Below are 21,525 nucleotides of genomic sequence, written 5' to 3'. Positions count from 1 at the left end.
TTAAATAGGAGAAACGATGGACTATTTATCATTGTTGTCTCCAAAAAAAGAGGGACTGACCCCACCTAAGAAGATGAAATCAGATCCCTCAAAAAAAATCATTATTTTTTATGCATTTTAAATTCTAAATATAAATCGTTATAATACGAGAGCATTTTCTTTCCAAGGTTTTCATAAACTTCAAGCCGGTCTGTTAATTCGGAAGATGGATAAAATCTTTCATCCTCGATTGTTTCTTCGTCTAACAGTGCCATTGCTGCCTTGTTAGGTGTGGAATAACCAACATAGTCAGTATTTTGAGCATTAATCTCTGCATCTAACATAAAATTGATAAATTTATGAGCACCTTCTACGTTTCTTGCCGTTTTTGGAATAACGAAATTGTCAAACCAAAGATTGGATCCTTCTTCAGGAACAACATAATCGAGGTCGTCATTTTCCCACATCATATCAGCTGCATCACCAGACCAAACAACGCCAATTGGAGCTTCTTCATTTACAATTAACATTTTAATTTCATCACCGACAATAGCTTTTATATTGGGTTGCAGCTCTTGTAGCTTTGCTTTCGCTTCTTGTAAGTGATCAACGTTCGTATCATTTAATGAATAATTTAAGCTGTTCAACGCAAAACCCATCGCTTCACGGGCACCATCGATTAGTAAAATTTGATTTTTCAAATCGTCCGCCCATAAATCATTCCAACTATGAAATTCCCGTTCTCCTAACAATTTCGGATTAAAAACAATTCCTACCGTTCCCCAAAAATATGGTACTGAATACTCATTTCCTGGATCAAATGGTAAATCTAAAAATCGCTCATCTATATTTTTTAAATTCGGGATTTTCGACTGATCAATTTTTTGTAATAAATCGTCTTCCTTCATTTTTTCAATCGCATATTCAGAAGGAACTGCCACGTCATAGGACGTACCGCCTTGCTGAATTTTTGTCATCATTGCTTCATTGGAATCAAATGTTTCATAAATCACCTTAATTCCTGTTTCTTCCTCAAATTGTGTGATTAGATCTGGATCAATATAATCACCCCAGTTATACACAGTGAGAGTATTTCCACCAGTATAACCTTGAGAGGCATTCAGGTGATTAACAAATAAAATGAGCGCTAACGACACGATAAAAATAACTAAAAAGGCTTGAACTAATTTTCTCATTTTCTAGCCCCCAATCCTGTTGCTCGGCCATTCTTTTTCGTAATAATAAAATAGTAGCCGATTACTAATAAAATAGTGAATAGGAACAATAATGTGGAAAGGGCATTAATATTCAGAGAAATACCACGTCTTGCTAATGAATATATTTCTACAGATAAAGTTGAAAATCCATTACCTGTTACAAAAAAAGTAACCGCAAAGTCATCTAGTGAATACGTTAAAGCCATAAAGAATCCCGCAAATACTCCTGGAGTAATATATGGCAAAATCACCTTCGATAAAATATCGAAACGACTCGCACCTAAATCGAGGGCGGCATCAATTAAAGAAGAACTCATCTCCTGTAATTTTGGCAAGACCATAATAACAACAATTGGTACACTAAAAGCAATATGTGATAGTAAAACAGATGTAAAACCTAATTTAATTCCTAGAATGGTAAATAAAATTAGGAAGGAAGCACCTATTATGACATCTGGACTAACAATTAATACGTTGTTAAGCGATAGTAACATATTTTGTGTATATTTTTTTCGTACGTAATAAATCGAGATAGCACCAAGTACTCCGAGAATGGTAGATATTCCTGCAGATAATAAAGCAATGATAATCGTATTTAACACGATAATTAATAATCTCGTATCTTGGAAAAGTTCCCGGTACCAGTCTAACGTAAAGCCCTCAAAACCATACATTTTGCCACCACTATTAAATGAATAAAACATTAAATAGAAAATCGGAGCGTACAAAATGATAAAAACGACAAAAAGATAAATGGAAGATAATTTAAATTTTCGCATCTTCTACAACCCCCGCTTCCGATTTCCTGTTAAAAACATAATGACAACCATAATAATAATGAGGAAGACAGCAATCGTTGCACCCATTCCCCAGTCTTGTGTTACTAAGAAATGTTGTTCCACAGCTGTTCCTAATGTGATCACTCGGTTACCAGCAATTAATCTTGTTAACATAAATAGGCTTAATGCTGGAATAAACACAACTTGACAACCTGATTTAACCCCATCAATAGTAAGTGGGAAAATTACCCGGCGAAAAGTTGTCCAGCTAGATGCACCAAGGTCACGTGATGCATCCACTAGTGATGGATTTAATTTATCAATTGCATTAAAAATCGGTAAAATCATAAATGGAATAAAGATATATACCGACACAAAAACAAAACTGAAGTCAGTGAACAGTAGTTGTTTCGGACCAATTCCGAATACTTCCAACATAGCGTTTGCGAAACCGTACGTACCAAAAATACCGATGAACGCATAGGCCTTTAATAAAAGGTTAATCCATGACGGAAGAATAATTAAAAGCAGCCATAATTGTTTGTACTTCGTTTTCGTTAACAAATACGCAGTCGGATATGCGACTAAAAGCGAAAAAGCTGTAATTAAAAACGCATACCAAAATGAACTTAATGTCATTTTTAAATAAACTGGAGTGAAAAACTTTTGGTAATTCGAAAAGGTGAAATTCCCTTCGATATCAAAAAATGAATAATAGACAACGAGTAAAATTGGCGTAACAACGAAAAGGGCGATCCATAAAACATAAGGAATTAAATATAAATTTCGACTTCTAGTTTCCATGGCTGACCTCGTCGTAGCTTTCTAACCGTTTGTCAAACTCCTCTTCAGTTTCCCCAATTCTCATAACGTGAATAGCTTCTGGATCGAAATATAATCCAATTTCTTCGCCAACTTTAACTTTTTTCGTTGTATGAACAATCCACTCATTTTCATTTTCATCGTAACAGCAAATTTCATAATGAACTCCTCTAAAGAGAACCGAGTCAACCCGAACTTTTAATTTTCCTTGATCTTCCACCGTTATTTCTAAGTCCTCTGGTCGAATAACAACCTCTACTGGTTCATTGTCATTGAATCCTTGGTCTACACAATCAAATTGTTTTCCATCAAACTCAACAAGGAAGTCCTTGATCATTTTTCCTTGAATAATGTTGGATTCACCAATAAAGTTCGCGACAAACCGGTTAATCGGCTCATCATAAATATCCGTCGGTGTTCCTCTTTGCTGAATTTTCCCATTATTAATGACAAAAATTTCATCAGACATTGCTAACGCTTCTTCTTGGTCATGGGTAACAAAGATAAAAGTAATACCAAGGCGACGTTGTAACTCACGTAATTCATATTGCATTTCTGTGCGCAATTTTAAGTCAAGTGCTGATAAAGGCTCATCTAATAATAGTACTTCTGGCTCATTAACAATCGCTCGAGCAATAGCTACCCGTTGTCTCTGTCCGCCAGACATTTCTTTAATTTCCCGATTCTCATAACCTACTAAGTTAACGAAGCGAAGTGCTTCCGATACTTTTTTGCTAACTTCTTCATTTTTCATTTTTTTAATGCGTAATCCAAAGGCAACATTCTCAAAAACGTTCAAATGAGGAAACAGTGCGTAATCTTGAAACACCGTATTTACTTGACGTTTGTTGGCGGGAACTTCATTGACCAACTTATTATTAATGACAATTTTTCCTTCTGAAGGTGCGATTAGCCCTGCGATTAGCCGTAAAATAGTCGTCTTTCCACATCCAGATGGACCTAATAAAGTATAAAATTTTCCTCTTTCCATTTCAAAGCTAACATTATCTAGGACAGGTTGATCATCGTCGTATTGTTTTGTAACATTTTCAAAGCGAATTATCGTGCGTTCTGTCACGTCTGTTTCCTCCTTTTATTCATTTGTTTAGTATTATTTAGCTAGTGCATCTACAAATATGAGTCAGTAGCAACGAGGAGCAGTTCAGAAACTCCGTCGAAATCATTAACTATTTGGTGGTCCTCGGAAGCATGGAAGTAAATGGACTCCCCTGCTCTTGCCGTATAGGTTTTTCTACCTAGTTTCACGATGACGCGACCTTTCAAAATATAAGCAAAAGTTTCGGATAACGAAGGCTCAAATTGTTTAAACTCCCCGCTTTTTTCAAGGGTTAAAATGATTGGCTCCATCTCATTTTCATTTGATTCTGGAACTAACCATTGAATTTTATACCCTAGTTCCTCATCCAAATAATCTGTTTGATCTTCTTCTTTATAAACTACCTTTTGGTCACTTTCTATATCATCAAAAAATTCCCGTGGTGGACAACCTAAAACTTCTAAAATATCAAAAAAGGTTTCAATCGATGGAGAACTTAAATCTCTTTCAATTTGAGAGATATATCCTTTACTTAAATCCGTTCTCTCTCCTAATTCTTCTTGTGTTAGTCCTTTTTTCAAGCGTAAATTTTTAATTTTTTTACCGATTCTCATTTTTTTAACCCCACTTTTTGTTTACTAAATATAAACCTCAAGTGAATAAAGTTTGTTATATGTAAACAATAAGTTTACTTTTATTTACTACCAAATCTATTATACATATTTTTGTCTCATATGCAATGAAAAAATGAAAAAAAAAAGAAAAAATTTGCTAGAAAAAAGCACTCCATGTCGATGTGTTAAAACGACGAATGGAGTGCTTGATTTTTGAGTAGCATGTTCCAGATACTTAGTATTTAAATTGACTTACAATGTTTTTTAGCTTATTAGCTTCTTCATCCACTTCTAACGCATGTTCATGGACCGATTCCATGGAGGCACTAGCTTCTTGAACTGTTGCAGTCGTCTCTTCTATACTTGCAGCAGATTCTTCCGATATCGAAACAATCGTATCTATTGACTCACTAATTGATTGTGAATTATCAATCACTTGATAAAGTGAGTTTGATACCACATCAATTCGACTACCTACCTGCTCAATGGATTCTAGCAATGTTAAAAAGGTTTTTCCTGTACTATCCATTTGCTGTGAACCATCATTCACTAGAGCGTATCCAGAATCGAGAGCCGTTAATACATTTTTCGATTCATTTTGAATATCTTTTAAAATAGTAGCTATTTCTTTTACGGAGGCAGTAACTTCTTCGGCGAGCTTTCTTACTTCATCAGCAACAACTGCAAATCCTCGGCCATGTTCTCCAGCCCTAGCCGCTTCTATGGATGCATTTAGTGCGAGTAAATTAGTTTGGTCTGCGATATTTTTTATAACAACGACTAATTTATTTATATTGGTAATTTTTTCATCCAAGCCTTGAACCATTAATAATGATTCATAAATTTTCTCATTTATTTGCGACATATTTGATAGGGAAGTTTCCATTTTGTTTCTACCATCATTCGTTAACTCTAACATTGAATGGGAGAGATTTTTCGTTTCTTCCGATTCTAAGGCGACATTCGCAATAGTAGCAAGAAAATTTTGCATTTCCTTATGCATGTTTGTAATGGCCGCTGTTTCTTGCTCCGCACCTTGGGAAAGTTGTTCCATCGTTGCAGCTATTTGCTCTCCACCAGTTTGCAACTCATTTGCCACTTGTGCTAAGTTAGTACTTTTATTTAATAACCGACTCGATACATAGGAAATATGAGTAATCATTGTATTTAAATTAGCTTTCATTGCGTTCACTGCACTACTCAACTGACCAATTTCATCTTTGCCTTTATGAGTAAGTTCCGGTACTTGCAAATTTCCGTTTGCAATTTCATTAGCAACATGGATGACATTTTGTAAGTGCCTTCTTACCCAGCGGTTAACAATGAATAACAGAAGCATTCCAACGATAGTGGCTAATAAAATTGATATAATTAAAATTGCAAAAGTTTTTGTTTGAGATGTATTAGACAATTTATAAAAATTTTCCACTTCACTGTTCAAGTCACGACTAAGACGTTCAATCATATCGATCGTTTCTAAACTAGCAGCTTGTGCACTAGTTCTTGCATTATTAATTTTCGTTTGATCATTACTATCCATTGCGGGAATAACTTGGTTAGCAAAAACTTGATTATGTTTTTCATAACTTTCTATAATTGATTGCAACATCTCTTTCTGTTCTTTAGTTGTTAATAGCGTTTCAAGCTCAACTACTTTTTCTTCTAATAGCGTTGATAAAGTATCATATTCACTACGATATTGCATCCAATTCGTAATAATAAAATCAGCCATCACCGTATCTTTTTTATGGAAAGTATTGGAGATATCCGTCGTTAGTCGGATCGCCTGCTCCTTTACTTCAATCTGATTAAGTAGTGAGCGGTTTTTATAAAATTCATTTCCAATAAGAACTGAAGCGATTAAAAACATAAAAATAGTACCTAAAAGAGCTAAGCGATATTTCCAGCTAATGTTTAAATGACTAAACCTTTTTCGCACGTGCTTCCCCCCCATACTCTGCTGTTTAGCAATCCCTATTTTACTATAATTTTATTGTACTTTGTTTTACAAACTGGCACAATAGAGTCTATAGGTCAAAGGTATGATTTTTTACTCATTATAGCGCCTTTTTAAACTCCAATACTTCTTGAACTAAATCTTGAATTCGCGTTACCACTTCTTCATCCTCCAGTTCTTCATCCAACTGATTCGTATGAATAAAAACATTCTTCGTCACAACAAATCCTTTTAGGAAAGTTATAATTGGACGAAGTTGATGTTCCATCACTAAGTAATGTTTTTCAGTCCCAGCAGTCATTACTAAACCAACGATTTTTCCGTCAAGGGAATTCATCGGTAAGTGATCAAATAAATTTTTTAACACCCCGGATATGGAGGCTTGGTACACTGGTGATCCGATTAACAATATATCTGCAGCGAGTATTTTCGCAACTGTTTCTTGAGTATCCGTATTATATTGTTCTCTCGGTCTACCGTCGACAAATTGTATCTGATAATCTCTTAAATCAATCATTTCCGTTTTGAGATTTGGATTTTTTCTTTCCGCTTCTTTAATACAAAGCCCCATTACTTTCGGTAATTTTTCTCCGATCAACGATCCTGAAATACAAACTAATCTCATCATAATTCGCTCCTTCTGTATGCAAATAGCTATGTTGTTATTGTAAGTAACGCATTGCTTTCCATTAACTTTATTGTGCTAGTTTTTTTTCAAATTCTCAACTTAAGCGACCCATTTATTATTATCTTTTTTCTATCATTTCAAATTTAATTATAATATAATCAATAGAGAAAATGAGAGGAACTATCCATGAGTAGACTTTCTGCCATTTCTCATCGGTGGATTTCGCACATTTTAATCTTAACGGCAAAAGCTCTCCACTATTTATGTAATAGAAATGCTATCGCTGTTAAGAATGTAAAAAAAGGAGCATATGTGAGAGTGAAACATTTAATTAAATTTTCGGAGCAAACAAAACAAATTTTACCACAATATTATGATTATGCAGCTGTTATTCATCGCATTCAGCAAGAACTAACTTCCCGGAGTGGCTATCCTTATAGATTATATTCTTTTAATCAAATAGAGGATGAAGTTTGGGATGCGGTTAGGGAAATATTAGCCAACGATCAAGAAGAAGTTGAAATTATTGCTAATATATTTGACACCGTAAGTAGTGCATCCATTAAATACACCCTTGATAGCAATACGATAAAAAAGGACTATCAAATTTCGCCAACGACATCTAATACTTTATTTTATTTTAAACGATTTGATGTTGTGCTCGCAAAGTTCCCAGTATTTCAAGCCCATGAAGATTACGATGAAGAATTTATTTTTGCGAAAAACGACGAATCTCTATTAACTTTTATCAAATACTTAAATGCAAAACAACGGGAGTTAATGAAAAATACATTAACGATTTTTACAGATACGGTTGACGGGTTTGAGAGAAGTAAAGAGAAAATAACGACACAAATTACTCGGGATGATGTTTTACTACCAGAACAATTTAAAAAGGAAATTTTCCGTTCTGTCGATGAATTTTTTGAAAATGATGGTGCGTTTTACAAAAAATATGCAATACCATTTCGCCGTGGTATTTTGCTTTACGGATCCCCTGGTAATGGGAAAACAACTTTAGTTAAATCTATTGCCGGAACCATTTCCGCACCAGTTGTTTATTGGCAAATAACAGAACATACTTCTAGTTATTCTGTGGATAGCATTTTTTCAACAGTATTAAAACTTGCACCAATTGTTTTAGTCATTGAAGACATCGATTCGATGCCAGAGGAAGCGCGTTCGGTCTTTTTAAATACGTTGGATGGCGCCATAGCGAAAGAAGGAATATTTTTAATAGGAACAACGAATTACCCTGAAAAAATTGATCCTGCATTAATTAACCGTGCAGGCCGATTTGATCGTGCTTATGAAATAAAAAACCCAACGTTTGAGTTACGGAAAAAATACCTAGTCAAAAAAGGGTTTCATCAATTTTTTGATGAAACACAAATTGACTATATTGCAAGAGAGACGGAAGGATTGTCTGTCTCTCAATTAAATGAATTATTTATTTCCTCTGCTCTTGAATGGCATTATGAAAATCGTATTGATGTTAAAAAAATCATTAAAGATTTACAAAAAAATAATAAACGAACAGTAAGTCAAAACTGGAATTCTGATATGGACCAGAAAGTTGGTTTTGGGTTTTAATAGAGTTGATATGCAAAAAGGGGCTAATTCGTGTTATGCCGAAATGCCCCTAATCAACTTATTTTCTTGGAATTTCACAACCGTCTGTCGAACAAGTAGTACCACTATTATCTGGTGTTAATGTTTGCAGTGGTGATTTCTTGTTTTCTTCTTCCCAAATTTTATTCAATGTATCTAAAAACACTTTAGGATGTTGTGCTCCAGATACAGCATATTTTCGATTAATAACGAAAAACGGTACCCCTTGAACTCCTAAGCTACTAGCTTCTCTTTCCTCTCCACGAACAATTTCGCTATATTGGTTACTACCCAATACATCCACCACTTCTTCTTTATCAAGACCTACCTCACTGGCAAGTTCTGCTAACGTATCGTGATCGCTTATTATCTTCCCTTCAATAAAATACGCTTGGAGCAATCTTTCTGTCATCTCTGCAAGTAAACCTTTTGTTTCCGCAAATTTAGCTAGCCGATGAGCTGAAAATGTATTCGTCGGTTTTAAATTCTCAAAATCATAATTTAAACCTACTTCTTTTGCTTGATCAATAATATTTTGATTAGCTTGTTGCGCTTCCTCTACACTCATCCCATACTTACCTGCAATAATTTCATGAATATTTTTATCAGTTGAAAGTGACGTATTTGGATCCAGTTCAAAACTTTTATAAATTATCTTAACGTTGTCCTTATGTGGAAAATTATTTAGAGCAATTTCTAAGCGACGCTTGCCAATATAACAAAAAGGACAAGCAAAATCTGACCATATTTCAATTTTCATACAAACACCTCATTTGAAGAAGATATATCTGTATTTAATCATACTGATGTTTGAAAAACAAATAATCAATCTACATCAGCAAAAGTAATGTGTGCTTTAGATTTCGTTACTTATTCGATCATATGAATCGAGAGTTTTTGCTACCAGTCTATCTACACATATTATATCAAGAACCTCTTCCTCGTCTTTCCAAAAGCCGTGCCATTTAACTTTCATTTACGTACTTTTTCGTATAACTACATTCATTCCATTTCCAGCTTGTTGTTAATTGGCAAGCGAATAATAAATGTCGTTCCTTTTCCTTTATTGCTCTCCACCTTTATTTGACCATGATGTAAAATAACTAATTGCTTCACAATAGAAAGACCAAGGCCAAATTCTCCGTATGGATTACTCCTGCGTGATATATCGGCTTTATAAAATCTGCGCCAAATATTTTCCACCTCACTAGGATCCATTCCAATTCCAGTATCACTAATTTCAATGATCGTTTCGTTTGCAGTCGTTTCTCCACGCAAGGTGATTATTCCATTTTCTGTAAATTGAATACTGTTTTTACATATATTTAATAAAATTTGTACAATCCGGTCATAATCCGCTGTAACAAACGGTTCACCAGCTAGCTCAATCATAATCTTATTATTTTTTTCTTCCGCTTGAACAATTAGTTGTTCCTTTACAATTTCAAATATATCTGCGAGTTCAATAACTTCTAATTGTAGCTTCACTTGATTGGAGCGAATTTTTTCATAATCTAAATTTTCATTTACTAGACGAATCAACCGTTTTGCCTCTTTACTAACTAAATCGAGGCCCTTTTCTTTCTCACTTTCCGGTATCATATCATTTTTCAAACCTTCAATAACCCCACTTATCGTCGTGAGTGGTGTCCTCATTTCATGGGAAACATCTGCTAAAAATTGTCTTCGCCTATTTTCCAGATTTTCAATTTCCTCTTTGGAACGTTGCAATTCATTCACCATCAAATTAAAGTCTCTTGCTAACTCTCCTATTTCATCAAAGTTTGATTCAGTCACTGTCACATGATAGTTTCCTTTTGCCACCATCGAGGTAGCTTTTTTTAACTGATTAATTCTACGAACATGAATAGTCGAAGATAACCAACTTAATAGAAAGGAAATAACGAAGGCGATTACAATGGTGTAAAATAAATAATGATTAAAATCGCTAAGCATTTCAGCAGTCCCGCTAATCGGCGAAGTTAACATAACTCCACCAATTAATGCATCACCCTTTATATATGGCAATATAACTAATGAAACCGCCTGGTCAAATCGCTTTAAATCTACTTTAACCGAGACAGTTTCTCCTCGCTTGATTTTTGAAAATTCCTCCTCTGTTAACTGTATTTTATATGTAAACTCTTCTAACGGATAACGAATTCGCCCTTCATAATCAAATACTCGAAAAATAATATTCCTCCCTGACAATACGGCACTATAATTATTAAGAAGCTGCTGATTAAATCCGAGCGATTGATCAATATCTTGCAAAATATTTTTCCCGTAACTAACTAATTCCTCTTCTTTATTTTTATAAACTAACGTTTCGACATATTGGGACACGATGAGACTTAATGTCAAAAAGGCAATTACAATAATTCCGATATGACTAAATAATTGTTGATACATGTATTTAATTTTCATATATGCCCACCGTTTCATCGAATTTATAGCCGACACCCCATACAGTGTGGAAAAACGGTTGGTTAACTTTGCCTATTTTTTTTCGTAGACGCTTTATATGGACATCGACAGTCCGCTCATCTCCATAAAACTGGTACCCCCAAACTCGATCTAACAACTGTTCCCGAGAAAAAACTTGACGTGGATGTTGTAGAAAAAAAGTAAGAAGATCGAATTCCTTCGGTGTTAAATTCGTAATGGGCCCCCCGTCTAGAAAAACCTCTCTCGTTTCTCGATTTAGTCGAAAATGCTTTGTTTCTATTACCTCGTTCGCTATCCCGCTTTTTTTGGAAAGCTTCGCACGTCTTGTAACCGCTTTTATCCGCGCCATTAATGCTAACGGGCTAAACGGCTTCGTGACGTAATCATCCGCACCCATTTCCAATCCAAGAACTTGATCGGATTCACTATCTTTCGCTGTTAACATAATAATCGGTATATCGTCTTTTTCTTCACGGATTTTGCGGCAAATTGTTACCCCGTCCATTCTTGGCAACATCCAATCAACAATGAGTAAATCCCACTCACCATTTTTATATCGCTCATACCCCTCCAACCCGTCGTGAACAAATTCTCCTTCCACACCTTCTTTTATAAAAAACATTTCAATCATTGAACAAACACTTTCATTATCTTCTATTACTAATACTTTCATTTCCGGTCACTCCTATATAAATTCCTGTAAATTTGTTTGTTCATTAAATAATACAAAATGGACATTTTCTTACTAATATTATACAGCATTCGTTTCGTTACGTTTGAATGCAAAAGCAATTAATCCTTAATCAAGAAATAGCAACCATAAGAAGTCGAGTCACAAATCGATATGAAACCTTTTTTCATGAATCATATTTCACGATGTTTAGCTTTTTCTATTCATAATCTCATGAATGAGTAAATCTATAATGAGAAAAAAGCCGATTCGAGATATACTATCATTCCTTTTTGTATCCGAAGTATTGGAATAACAATATAAATTATTTGTAACATAGTTAGTTAGTGCATTTGATTGAAAAGAGGTAATACTAATCATATTCGCATTTTTGATTTTTACCTTTTGAGCTGTTTCAACAATTTTTGCTGTGTTCCCTGATAGCGATATAAAAATGACTAAGTCGTTTTCAGTAACAAAATTAGTAAATAACTCCGATAAGTTATAGTCTTTAATAAAGATACATTGAACGCCAATCGACAAAAGTAAATGCTCTAAATAATACCCAACCGCTTTACTTGTCCCTCTTGCCATAATGAACACATTTTTTGCAGCTAAAATTTCCTCCGCACTTATTTTTAAATCATTTTCATTTATTAACGTGAACGTTTTATCGACCGTTTCCTTCAACATTTCTCGAAACGAAAAGTCTTCATTTTCTTTTGTTTTAATATCTTCTTTCACTAAGCTACTCATATAATATTTCAATTCCTTAAACCCGCTGAATCCAAGTTTCTGTGCCAAATTTATAATGACTGTTTTAGAAACAAAAGTCACATCTGCTAATTCATTAATTTTCAAATACGGAATAATTTTTGTATTTTCCATAATGTAACTTAGAACTTTTTTCTCGCTTGCAGTCATTTCATCATAATTTTCTAATAAATTCTTCATGTACATCTCCTCAATTTCTATAGTGAAAGCCATTTTATTACTTTATTTTACATGAAATTTAATAAACAACAAAAGGGTGGTTGTTAGTGATTGGATTCGATTGGTTCTATGCCCTTGAAAAGTAGAATTAACAAAAGCACGCCTTACAAACAAGATGGATCAAAGTGATGTTTTCCTTAATCTAAAAAACCCTGAGTTTGCTGTTATATCAACATTCTCAGGGTTTTATTCTTTGGAATCTATTCTATTAACTGCTTTAACTTTAGTTTTTATCAAATATCTTCCACTACTCATTACTTCCAATCGCTCGTTCCAGCGAACACTTGAATCCATCCAGGTATAGGAGGAAATTTCCTATCAATATTGTAGAAAGATTTTCTTTGCTATTTCTTTCGCGCGTTCAGCTTGTGTTTGTGCGATATTGACGGATAAGCCGATGTAGTTTCTCGGGTCAATCATTTCCCGTAATTCTTCATCCGTAAACTCACTAGCTATCCGTTCGTTTGCGCGGAGATTTGTGTAAAAATCCTCTCCTTCTGCGGCCGTTTTGATGGCAATTTCATACATTAATGAGTGAGCTTTATCTTTTCCAAGTTTTTTTGAAAGTTTCATCATTACATGTTCACTATTGTCCAGCCCTTTATTACGAAGAGCATTATGAAGCATTCTTTCTTTGTGAACAACAATGGTTCTCGTTAATTCCTCACAGCGCAACAAAATTTCCGTTGTTAACTCTAATGATTCTTCCAATATCCCGTCAAATAACATATAGGAACTACTATCACCTTCATAAGGGCGTACTGCAGAATACATTCCAACCCCAGGTAAAGAATATAGTTTTTGGGAATTAGCAATTATCCCTTTTGCCAATTTCGGATTAATTTTATGTGGCATCGTGCTACTGCCAACGGTACCTTTACTAAATCCTTCAGAGACTTCCGCAATTTCTTCTAATGTCGTACTATAAACTTCTTCGGCGATTTTATGGCAAATATTAGCAAGTAGAGCAAGATTCATCATGTACTCCAATTTATGAGTACTAATATTTCGAGACGGGACATCCATTGGGTACATACCTAATAATTCAGCCACTCTGTTTTGCACTTGTAATCCAACTTCTGGCATAGAACTAAATGTTCCGACTGCTCCACCCATCATAATTTGAAATACTCGTTTTTCTGCTTCCACCATTCTTTCATAAGCATTAATAAAATCACTAATCCATACCGACACTTTATAACCGTAAGTGATCGGAATAGCATGGCGGCCATGAGTTCGCCCTGGCATGACGGTATCTTTATGTTCTAGCGCTAATTTACTTAAATTGTTTAAAATTTGTCCAAGTAAATTCATAAATTTCTGGTGAACTTTTTTCACAATATAAAGTTGCGAACTTTGTTGTATATTTTGTGTGGTAATTCCATAATGCACATATTTTCCACTATCACCTGGGCAAGCTTTTACGAGTACTTTTAAAAACGGGACGAACCCGTGACCGATTTGTCGATAAATTCGGTCCATTTCTTCAAAATCGATATTTTCCACCTTTGCCGCTTCATTAATCTGCTTTGCTGCCTCCATTGGGATAAGTCCAGCTTTGGCTTGTGCTTGTGCCAATGCCGCTTCAAATAATAACCACGTTTTATATTTTTCTTCTTGCGTGAAGAGTCGTTTTATTCCTTGATCATCAATTGTTTTACTTTTTGAATCATAAAAAGCTCTCATCTTTATCCTCCTAAGTAGGTTCTGTTTCTTTCTTCACTTTGTAACGAACCTATCATTGTCTTAACTTGTCATCCACTGCATTCCGAACAAATTCCACTTGAGGTCCATATACGACGTAAATATGTTTTGCGGAAGGAAAGAAAAATCCAGAACAACCTGATTTTTTCAGTAACTCTTTATCGATGCTATTTACGTCGGCCAAGTCAATTCGTAGGCGAGTAATACAGTTGTCCACATTGACAATATTTTGACGACCGCCTAAAGCATCTACTACTATATCAGCAATTTCTCCGTAGCGTTTTTCTTTAATTAATGTGTTATCAAGGTTTTGTTCTTCTTCCCGTCCTGGCGTTTTAATATCGTATTTAACAATTGCCCACCGGAAGATGAAATATTTTACAACAGCTAAACTTGTCCCAATGAGAACGAAAAATATCCAATTAGTGTTCTCATATAACAATCCAAAAATCGCAAAGTCAAAAATTGTTCCACGAATATAACCAATTGCAACACCAGCAAATGATAATAACACGGCCCCTGCTATTTTTAGATTTTCCCCTTATTGTAGGGGTCTTACCGTGATTAAGAAGGTTATATGTTCTCCTTTTAAGAACAAAATATAGTAAAAATGCGGCAGATACTTTGTTCCTAATTATTCATAATCCTAATACATTTTCTTCTTCTCTTTGTCTTTCTAGATCAATTTGTTTAGTTAATCCTTCGATATGAGCATGAGCCCAAACCCTAACATTTTCTAATTTGTGATTTTTAAATGATTTAAATATGGAGAGTTGTTCCGTATAAAAGGGTATTAAGGATCCAGACCAACTAAAAGTACCAAGTCGCCTACTAATATTAGACAACACCCGATCACTGTAACCATGCTCAAATACTAAATACTTTGACAACGGATGTATGTTAACTCTTTGTTCGTCTCTATCCGCCATCACAGGTACAATTGCTGAAAGTATCTCTGGACCATTTTCATGTACTTTGCACCATTTTTCTAAGATTTCTTTTGGAATTTTTTCTAGTAACCAAGTTTCTTCGGTTATCATACTTGGTTCTAATATCTCAATTACATTATAAACAACAGTCTTATCGCTAGACAACAATGCTCCGCTTAACACCGGCCAACTATGCTCCCAACTAGAATCTAATAATATACTTACATAGCTCCTTAAGTCTCTAATCTGGTCCAGACTCAACCTACCATCAAATGAATTTGTTATCTCACTAGTTAAAGAGGTAACAAGGTGCTCTCTATCATCATTAAAATATATAAGCTTTTTTATAACTACTTGAATTTCATAGCAATCAATTTTACCGTTAGTTAATAAACCCGGTAAATGAAGTATTTTCCTGAAAGTACTTAGTAATGTTTTAAACTTTTCGTCATCATCATGAACGTACATAAAGAGAATCCGCCAACCAACCGAAATCCCTTCTTCATCACTCTCAATTATCTCTGAAGTAAAATCCAAAACCACATTTGGGGTTAGGTGGTCTAAAACACTACCATACGAAAAAGCGTGTAGAGTATTAACATTAACTTTCCCTTCCCTTAATAACCTCAGGATTCTCAATAAATCCTGGTTAGAAAGTAAGCCCGAAATAAGAAAATGCGCACCTTCAAGGGTACGCATGCCAAATAACCGTAAAATCCTGATTTTTCAATTCGGATTCACGGTTATTTCATTTTATATGCTACATTCTTTTCGGATCATCTTCGACCAAGGCAAGTACAAATTTATAACATCTGGATTTCTATGAATATCTAAATTTGGTAAATCCTTCAGTAATTTTACAAGATACCGATAAAAATCCACACCATTTGCTTTAGCTGTCTCTGCGATACTTAAACAAATTGCATTTGCTTTTGCTCCAGCTTCGCTAACAGAAAACAGCCAATTTTTGCGTCCAATAACATTAGGACGGATGGCGTTTTCAGCGGGATTATTATGCATTTCAATTCTGCCATCATTTAGAAATGCCTTTAGTTCCTTCGCTCGTTTGAGCGTGTACTCAGCTGCTTTAGCGATTGCATTTTTCCCAAAGAATGGTGAGTTTTCTACCCAGTTAAAGAACTTATCAACAATCGGTTTCGAATATTTTTTGCGTTTCTTTTTACGTTTGCCTGGAGACAAATGTTTAAATTCCCTTTCAAGTTGAAATAAATCATCGCAATATTTTACACCGATTCGTCCATTTTTACTTTCGGCCTTTAACCAATAACGGCGAACATGAGCCCAACAATTTGCGAAGTTGACCCCTTTAATATTGTCATAAGCGGAATAACCATCGCAGATAATCGTTCCAGAATAATCACCAATGAAGCCCTCAAGAACAGATCGAGCTCGTGATAAAGAGCTTTGAAAAAGTACGATGGTTGGACCTTGATTAGGCACACTTCGGTAAACCCAATTATAAGCATTAGACTGACCAGGTTTTCCATCTGACCGATTGATAATTTGCCCATAAGTCTCATCAACGTGTAATATTGATTTAGCCAACAATATACACTTCATTCGGTCATAAATAGGCAAGAGCCAATCATGTGATGCTCGAATAACCCAATTCGAGAGGTTTTTATCATTCGTAGTTAAACCGAAACGTTCCCATTCCTTTACCTGTCGGTAAAGAGGTAAGTATTGTGAAAATTTATCGTAAATTACTTTGGCGAGTACACTAGGACCTGCGATGCTCCGTTGAATGGGAGGCTGTGGTGCTTTGCCGCGCTTTATTTGCGATTTTTGATATAAGTCACTTTTGCATTTTTTACATTCATAGGCATGCTCAATATGCTGAACTTTCTCCATTCTTGCTGGAATAAATTTAGCTTCCTCACGTATGACTTTGCTACCTATTTCTGTCATTTGGCCTTGGCAACAGTCACAAATTGTATTCTCTGGATGATGATGAATAGCCTTCACTTCAACATTGTCATGTAATGAATCATTTCGTTTTTTATTTTGAGCTTTACGTACAACAGTATAAGATACCATCTGTTGGCTTTGTTCTTCTGTGTGCTCAGATTCATTAAAAGACGGATCATTATCAAATAATGATGTTTGTCCATTGGGCGCATTATATTTAGATTTCTCTGTTTTTGATCCATATAAAAGTTTCGTTAAATAGCGAACTTGCTCGGTTAATGATTCAATCTGTTTGGATAATGCTTCATTCTGTTGATTAGAATGAGCCAATTGTTCTTCGAGAAGCTGAATTAATTTCTTATATTGATTCTGATTATTAGTAGAAGCATTAGCCATTAGATTCACCACTTTTCGTTCAAATAAGATAGTTCAAGTATATCATTCGAACATCAGTGGGAAAATAGTAAAAGTTAAATTTTAATAGAAATCAAAAGATTCCTTTTGATGATTGCTGAATAGCTTTTGGCTGTTGAATTGATAACCCTTCAAGAAGCCAGCGAAGCTCTTGCTGCGTTAAGTTTTGCACTTCGTTTTCGTTTTTTGGCCATTGGAGCTTTCCTTTATCTAAACGCTTATAAAGCATGGCGAAGCCATCTCCGTCAAAATATAAACACTTATAGCGATCTTTGCTCCATCCGGAAAATAAGAAAATCGAATCTCCGTATGGATCAAGTTCGAAGGAATCTTGAATGAGAGTAGCTAACCCATCGATTCCTTTTCTCATATCTGTTTTACCACAGATAATGTAGATGTTTTTGACACTCGTATAATCGTGCCTCATAGATTTTTCATCTCCCTCATTACGGTTTGGATGATGTGCTCATCAACGCCGTTAGAGAGGAAAATTTCAACGTTGCCCGATTTGATCGTACAAGTTGAATTGAAAAAAGTTTTTGTTGGTATTGAAGATGTAACTTTTTCGGTTTCGGGATGCAATGTAACGGGGATGATAGTAAGTTTTTGTTCAGGCATATGAAAAGCACCTCCTTTAATCGATATCTAAATTTTATCAAGAGGTGCTGCTCAATTATATGCGTTGTTTGAATGGGGGCTTACGTTAGAAATGTTGATAAACCGGGTTAATTCAATAGTGAATTGATTAATGTTAGGATCTTCTGATACCCCTTCCAAAAAGTTAGTTACAAGTTCTCGATTATTACTCTGAATAGCTGCTAAAACACCACCGACAAAAGACAAGTTAACGTCTAACTTAGCTTTGATAGCCATTTCTTGTAAAGAACTAATTATCTTAGATAATAATGAATATGAATCTTTTACTAAACGTCCTATTTCATGGCCAAAAATATAACCTTTTCTTTGCTCTCCAGTTAAAACTAATTGTAAATTATCAAGTAACTTATCGTAGTTGTTTTCAATCGTGTGTAATGCGAACTCTTTTGCTTTTTCAGCCGAAATGTCAATATAGTGGCCGTCTTCTTCTTTTTCGTGATCCCATTTTGGAATGCTTACGTACAATTTAATTTGATCTACAAAATTATCTGGCTGTAACCATCCAGCCCATTTACGGAGACGTTCTAGTCCTTCCTCAGGTATTTTAGAGCCATCAAACTTAATAGTATCTTTTATACTTCCTAGTGCACTCGGCCAGAACGGGCCATTTTCATCAGTTATAGTCCTAAGGGATTTTTCAATTTCTTCTACTCTACCATAAGAAACTAATCCTCTTATATTTTGAGCTATTAACTCCAATGCCTTCTCAGACATTTCTTCACAATTCTCTACAGCTATTTGAGTTAACCTTTCAAGTGTGCATCTCCAGTACATGAACACCTCATCCCAAGTTTTTGGCCTCCATTCCTGTTGAATTGGTCTACTCCCTTGTCTTTCAACTCCAATCATACGATTAAAATGATGAGTCTGTAAGGCGTGTCCTAATGCTTCTACTCCTAATAGACGTAATTCTGGGAATTGTGATTCTAAGCAATAATCTAGTATCCTTATTCTTAATTCTGGAGGTGCTTGTGTACCCGATAATACAAAATGAAACAGTTGTAAGAATTGCCCAGTTGCATTATTACCCCAACTTTCATTCTCTGCTGCAGCAAATAATGCCAATGTTTTTGAAGCAGTTTCAAATGTTTCCTCCCAGAAACACAACTTTTCTAATGCCCATATTAAATTCCTTCTCCCTGGTCCAACTTGTAATAATTCTTCAATACTCATAGAACCAAAGACCCTATATAGAGCTCTAGCTGTTGCTCTAGGGTTCACCTCTACTAAAGAACGGAAGAGACGGGAACCCTTTTCAGAATTTAGAACTTCCGCTTGGCCAAAAGGGGCCTGTTCTCCACATAAGCTATTTGTTAATTCTTGTGCTTTAGGTAGAAAATGCAGTTTTGCCATTTGATCACAGAGTGCCTCCGACATCCCATTTCGCATATCAGATGTTACAATTTGATACGCCCTTTCAGGTGGGCAATTTTTCCACCATTCTGCAGTCAGGCGTATTGCTAAAGGTTGAGGTGTAACTCTGATGAACCTGCCTCTTACATCCAATATTCCCCTATCTATAAAGTACTGACAAGCTTCATAAAAATCTTCATTATTGATCTTACATATATTCTCAGTAACATACTGACGTTGTTCTGAGACCTCGCTATCAAAACCAAGATGTTCAAATAAAGCACATGCTGAAATAACTTTACGTTTGATTACATCTTGTTCATTTCTTCCCCACAAAAGTTTATCTATTAACACATCTGGATAGGTTACACTTAGTTGGACAGATTCGTTAAGGTCATATAAGCTTAATTCATAAAAGTCAGGAGCGAATTAATTATGACCAAAAGAGCAAGAAGAACATTCACAAAAGAATTTAAAGAACAAATCGTTCAGCTACACCTATCAGGTAAACCTAGAAGCGAAATTATCAAAGAATATGAACTAACGGCATCCTCCTTTGATAAATGGGTTCGCCAGCATAAAACAAGTGGTTCCTTTGAAGAAAAGGACAATAGAACACCAGAACAGGAAGAGTTAATTAGGCTCCGCAAAGAAAATCAAAGATTGATGATGGAGAATGATATTTTAAAGCAAGCCGCGCTGATAATGGGACGAAAGTAGATGTGATCCGGAATAACCGTCATAAATACTCGATATCAGCAGTTTTTCTGTGACGAAAGCAAAGCGTCAGTCACAATGTGCGCCGTCCTACAACTTCCGAGAAGCACGTACTATTATGAGGCGGAAATTCGAGATAATCAAGATGATGAATTAACAGATTTAATCGTAAAAATCTTTAAAGATAGTCGGAACATTTATGGTCAAAGAAAAATCAAAAAAGAGCTTCAAAAGCAAGGCTGGACAGTGTCACGCCGCCGTATTGGGCGAATAATGAAAGAACAAGGACTTGTCTCTAAATATACAGTCGCTCAATTTAAACCTAGAAAATCAACAGTAAATGAGTCTGAAATTGGAAACGTGCTAAATCGTGAATTTAATCAGGACCAAGAATTAAAAGTTATTGTGAGTGATTTAACATACGTTCGAGTCAAACAAAACTGGTATTATATTTGTGTTTTAGTAGATTTATATAATCGTGAAATTATTGGTTATAGTGCTGGTCCTAATAAAAATGCCGAGCTAGTTCAACGTGCTTTTTCAACAGTAAAATACAACTTGAATCGCCTAGAATTATTTCATACGGATCGAGGCAGTGAGTTTAAAAACAAACTCATAGACCAGGCATTAGAGACGTTTGGAATCGCAAGATCCTTAAGTGAAAAAGGAACACCTTATGACAATGCAGTTGCCGAAGCAACGTTCAAAACGATTAAAACAGAATTCGTTAGTGGTAGAGTTTTTGATAGTCAACAAGAGCTTGATCTTGAGCTATTTGATTATGTTAATTGGTTTAATAACATCCGAATTCATGGATCTCTAGATTACTTAACGCCAAAGGAATTCAAAGAAAAGCAGCTGGTTGGAACGAATACCACTGTTTAGGAAAGAACTTATCGGGCGAAAGAAAAAGAAAGGTGATCCTCAGAGCCACAGCGATAGCTGCTTGCCATTTACTGTAGCGCCCGATTCTTAGTAGGCGATGGAAGGGGGCGGGGCCCCACCAGCGAATACTTAGAATCGATTTGTCAGTGTTACAATTTATCT

19 protein-coding genes and 1 pseudogene are annotated in these 21,525 nt (G+C 35.2%); 2 read left to right on the top strand and 18 right to left on the bottom strand.

Features of this window, described 5'->3' with window-relative positions:
- Positions 1-101: 101 nt before the first annotated feature.
- The 7 genes from BN1242_RS07800 to BN1242_RS07770 form a co-directional block, all read right to left on the bottom strand.
- Positions 102-1,175, bottom strand: a complete 1,074-nt coding sequence (locus tag BN1242_RS07800; RefSeq protein ID WP_062353854.1) for an ABC transporter substrate-binding protein — start codon at positions 1,173-1,175, stop codon at positions 102-104.
- The gene (locus BN1242_RS07795; RefSeq protein ID WP_062353851.1) at positions 1,172-1,975 is read right to left on the bottom strand and encodes an ABC transporter permease; all 804 of its coding nucleotides are present in this window, start codon (positions 1,973-1,975) and stop codon (positions 1,172-1,174) included. Before BN1242_RS07795 ends, BN1242_RS07800 begins: the two co-directional genes overlap by 4 nt.
- A gap of 3 nt (positions 1,976-1,978) precedes the next feature.
- Complete coding sequence (locus BN1242_RS07790) at positions 1,979-2,779, bottom strand: ABC transporter permease (protein WP_062353848.1); 801 nt, start codon at positions 2,777-2,779, stop codon at positions 1,979-1,981.
- Complete coding sequence (locus BN1242_RS07785) at positions 2,769-3,875, bottom strand: ABC transporter ATP-binding protein (RefSeq protein ID WP_062353844.1); 1,107 nt, start codon at positions 3,873-3,875, stop codon at positions 2,769-2,771. The genes BN1242_RS07790 and BN1242_RS07785 overlap by 11 nt, the downstream gene beginning before the upstream one ends.
- Before the next feature lie 50 nt (positions 3,876-3,925).
- Positions 3,926-4,468, bottom strand: coding sequence for a helix-turn-helix domain-containing protein (locus BN1242_RS07780; RefSeq protein WP_062353841.1), 543 nt, complete (start codon positions 4,466-4,468; stop codon positions 3,926-3,928).
- Positions 4,469-4,703: 235 nt separating this feature from the next.
- Positions 4,704-5,807: a methyl-accepting chemotaxis protein gene (locus BN1242_RS13945; protein ID WP_420806020.1), complete on the bottom strand. Its 1,104-nt coding sequence runs from the start codon at positions 5,805-5,807 to the stop codon at positions 4,704-4,706.
- Positions 5,808-6,525: 718 nt separating this feature from the next.
- Positions 6,526-7,053, bottom strand: coding sequence for an NADPH-dependent FMN reductase (locus tag BN1242_RS07770; protein ID WP_238985110.1), 528 nt, complete (start codon positions 7,051-7,053; stop codon positions 6,526-6,528).
- A 186-nt stretch (positions 7,054-7,239) separates the two neighbouring features.
- Between BN1242_RS07770 and BN1242_RS07765 the strand changes: the two genes are divergently transcribed.
- Positions 7,240-8,646 carry an AAA family ATPase gene (locus BN1242_RS07765; RefSeq protein ID WP_077216145.1) on the top strand — a complete coding sequence of 469 codons (1,407 nt, stop codon included), beginning with the start codon at positions 7,240-7,242 and terminating at the stop codon, positions 8,644-8,646.
- A gap of 58 nt (positions 8,647-8,704) precedes the next feature.
- Here BN1242_RS07765 and BN1242_RS07760 read toward each other — a convergent pair whose 3' ends face one another.
- The 11 genes from BN1242_RS07760 to BN1242_RS07710 all read right to left on the bottom strand — a co-directional run bounded on the left by BN1242_RS07760 (position 8,705) and on the right by BN1242_RS07710 (position 20,115).
- On the bottom strand, positions 8,705-9,424 hold the full coding sequence (locus BN1242_RS07760; RefSeq protein ID WP_062353832.1) for a DsbA family oxidoreductase: 720 nt from the start codon (positions 9,422-9,424) through the stop codon (positions 8,705-8,707).
- A 242-nt stretch (positions 9,425-9,666) separates the two neighbouring features.
- The gene (locus BN1242_RS07755; RefSeq protein ID WP_062353829.1) at positions 9,667-11,091 is read right to left on the bottom strand and encodes a sensor histidine kinase; all 1,425 of its coding nucleotides are present in this window, start codon (positions 11,089-11,091) and stop codon (positions 9,667-9,669) included.
- A complete protein-coding gene (locus BN1242_RS07750) occupies positions 11,081-11,785 on the bottom strand; it encodes a response regulator transcription factor (protein WP_062353825.1) in 705 nt (234 codons plus the stop codon). Before BN1242_RS07750 ends, BN1242_RS07755 begins: the two co-directional genes overlap by 11 nt.
- Before the next feature lie 207 nt (positions 11,786-11,992).
- The gene (locus tag BN1242_RS07745; protein WP_062353822.1) at positions 11,993-12,736 is read right to left on the bottom strand and encodes a MurR/RpiR family transcriptional regulator; all 744 of its coding nucleotides are present in this window, start codon (positions 12,734-12,736) and stop codon (positions 11,993-11,995) included.
- Positions 12,737-13,093: 357 nt separating this feature from the next.
- Positions 13,094-14,461 carry a class-II fumarase/aspartase family protein gene (locus BN1242_RS07740; RefSeq protein ID WP_062353819.1) on the bottom strand — a complete coding sequence of 456 codons (1,368 nt, stop codon included), beginning with the start codon at positions 14,459-14,461 and terminating at the stop codon, positions 13,094-13,096.
- A gap of 52 nt (positions 14,462-14,513) precedes the next feature.
- A complete protein-coding gene (locus BN1242_RS07735) occupies positions 14,514-14,993 on the bottom strand; it encodes a glucose PTS transporter subunit EIIB (protein WP_062353815.1) in 480 nt (159 codons plus the stop codon).
- 124 nt (positions 14,994-15,117) lie between these two features.
- Positions 15,118-16,107, bottom strand: coding sequence for a hypothetical protein (locus BN1242_RS07730; protein WP_062353811.1), 990 nt, complete (start codon positions 16,105-16,107; stop codon positions 15,118-15,120).
- A gap of 54 nt (positions 16,108-16,161) precedes the next feature.
- Positions 16,162-17,733: an IS66 family transposase gene (gene tnpC, locus BN1242_RS07725; protein WP_062352944.1), complete on the bottom strand. Its 1,572-nt coding sequence runs from the start codon at positions 17,731-17,733 to the stop codon at positions 16,162-16,164.
- A gap of 91 nt (positions 17,734-17,824) precedes the next feature.
- Complete coding sequence (gene tnpB, locus BN1242_RS07720; RefSeq protein WP_062351739.1) at positions 17,825-18,178, bottom strand: IS66 family insertion sequence element accessory protein TnpB; 354 nt, start codon at positions 18,176-18,178, stop codon at positions 17,825-17,827.
- Positions 18,175-18,369: a hypothetical protein gene (locus BN1242_RS07715; RefSeq protein ID WP_062351737.1), complete on the bottom strand. Its 195-nt coding sequence runs from the start codon at positions 18,367-18,369 to the stop codon at positions 18,175-18,177. The genes tnpB and BN1242_RS07715 overlap by 4 nt, the downstream gene beginning before the upstream one ends.
- Before the next feature lie 51 nt (positions 18,370-18,420).
- Positions 18,421-20,115 (bottom strand): hypothetical protein, encoded by a 1,695-nt coding sequence (locus tag BN1242_RS07710; RefSeq protein ID WP_062353808.1) that lies wholly within the window; start codon positions 20,113-20,115, stop codon positions 18,421-18,423.
- An 81-nt stretch (positions 20,116-20,196) separates the two neighbouring features.
- Here BN1242_RS07710 and BN1242_RS07700 point away from each other — a divergent pair.
- Positions 20,197-21,363: pseudogene (locus BN1242_RS07700) on the top strand (IS3 family transposase).
- Positions 21,364-21,525 lie beyond the last annotated feature (162 nt).

Origin of the sequence: Bacillus kwashiorkori (assembly GCF_001375515.1) — a bacterium.
GTDB lineage: Bacteria > Bacillota > Bacilli > Bacillales > Caldibacillaceae > Bacillus_BK > Bacillus_BK kwashiorkori.
This window is presented reverse-complemented; position numbering and strand designations above follow the sequence as displayed.

What these genes read in the sequence shown, in the direction of transcription:
- BN1242_RS07760 (WP_062353832.1), bottom strand. Translation starts at nt 9,424, where the DNA reads ATGAAAATTGAAATATGGTCAGATTTTGCTTGTCCTTTTTGTTATATT.
- tnpC (WP_062352944.1), bottom strand. Translation starts at nt 17,733, where the DNA reads ATGGCTAATGCTTCTACTAATAATCAGAATCAATATAAGAAATTAATT.
- BN1242_RS07770 (WP_238985110.1), bottom strand. Translation starts at nt 7,053, where the DNA reads ATGATGAGATTAGTTTGTATTTCAGGATCGTTGATCGGAGAAAAATTA.
- BN1242_RS07790 (WP_062353848.1), bottom strand. Translation starts at nt 2,779, where the DNA reads ATGGAAACTAGAAGTCGAAATTTATATTTAATTCCTTATGTTTTATGG.
- BN1242_RS07795 (WP_062353851.1), bottom strand. Translation starts at nt 1,975, where the DNA reads ATGCGAAAATTTAAATTATCTTCCATTTATCTTTTTGTCGTTTTTATC.
- BN1242_RS07750 (WP_062353825.1), bottom strand. Translation starts at nt 11,785, where the DNA reads ATGAAAGTATTAGTAATAGAAGATAATGAAAGTGTTTGTTCAATGATT.
- BN1242_RS07745 (WP_062353822.1), bottom strand. Translation starts at nt 12,736, where the DNA reads ATGAAGAATTTATTAGAAAATTATGATGAAATGACTGCAAGCGAGAAA.
- tnpB (WP_062351739.1), bottom strand. Translation starts at nt 18,178, where the DNA reads ATGAGGCACGATTATACGAGTGTCAAAAACATCTACATTATCTGTGGT.
- BN1242_RS07715 (WP_062351737.1), bottom strand. Translation starts at nt 18,369, where the DNA reads ATGCCTGAACAAAAACTTACTATCATCCCCGTTACATTGCATCCCGAA.
- BN1242_RS07780 (WP_062353841.1), bottom strand. Translation starts at nt 4,468, where the DNA reads ATGAGAATCGGTAAAAAAATTAAAAATTTACGCTTGAAAAAAGGACTA.
- BN1242_RS13945 (WP_420806020.1), bottom strand. Translation starts at nt 5,807, where the DNA reads ATGCTTCTGTTATTCATTGTTAACCGCTGGGTAAGAAGGCACTTACAA.
- BN1242_RS07755 (WP_062353829.1), bottom strand. Translation starts at nt 11,091, where the DNA reads ATGAAAATTAAATACATGTATCAACAATTATTTAGTCATATCGGAATT.
- BN1242_RS07765 (WP_077216145.1), top strand. Translation starts at nt 7,240, where the DNA reads ATGAGTAGACTTTCTGCCATTTCTCATCGGTGGATTTCGCACATTTTA.
- BN1242_RS07740 (WP_062353819.1), bottom strand. Translation starts at nt 14,461, where the DNA reads ATGAGAGCTTTTTATGATTCAAAAAGTAAAACAATTGATGATCAAGGA.
- BN1242_RS07730 (WP_062353811.1), bottom strand. Translation starts at nt 16,107, where the DNA reads ATGCGTACCCTTGAAGGTGCGCATTTTCTTATTTCGGGCTTACTTTCT.
- BN1242_RS07800 (WP_062353854.1), bottom strand. Translation starts at nt 1,175, where the DNA reads ATGAGAAAATTAGTTCAAGCCTTTTTAGTTATTTTTATCGTGTCGTTA.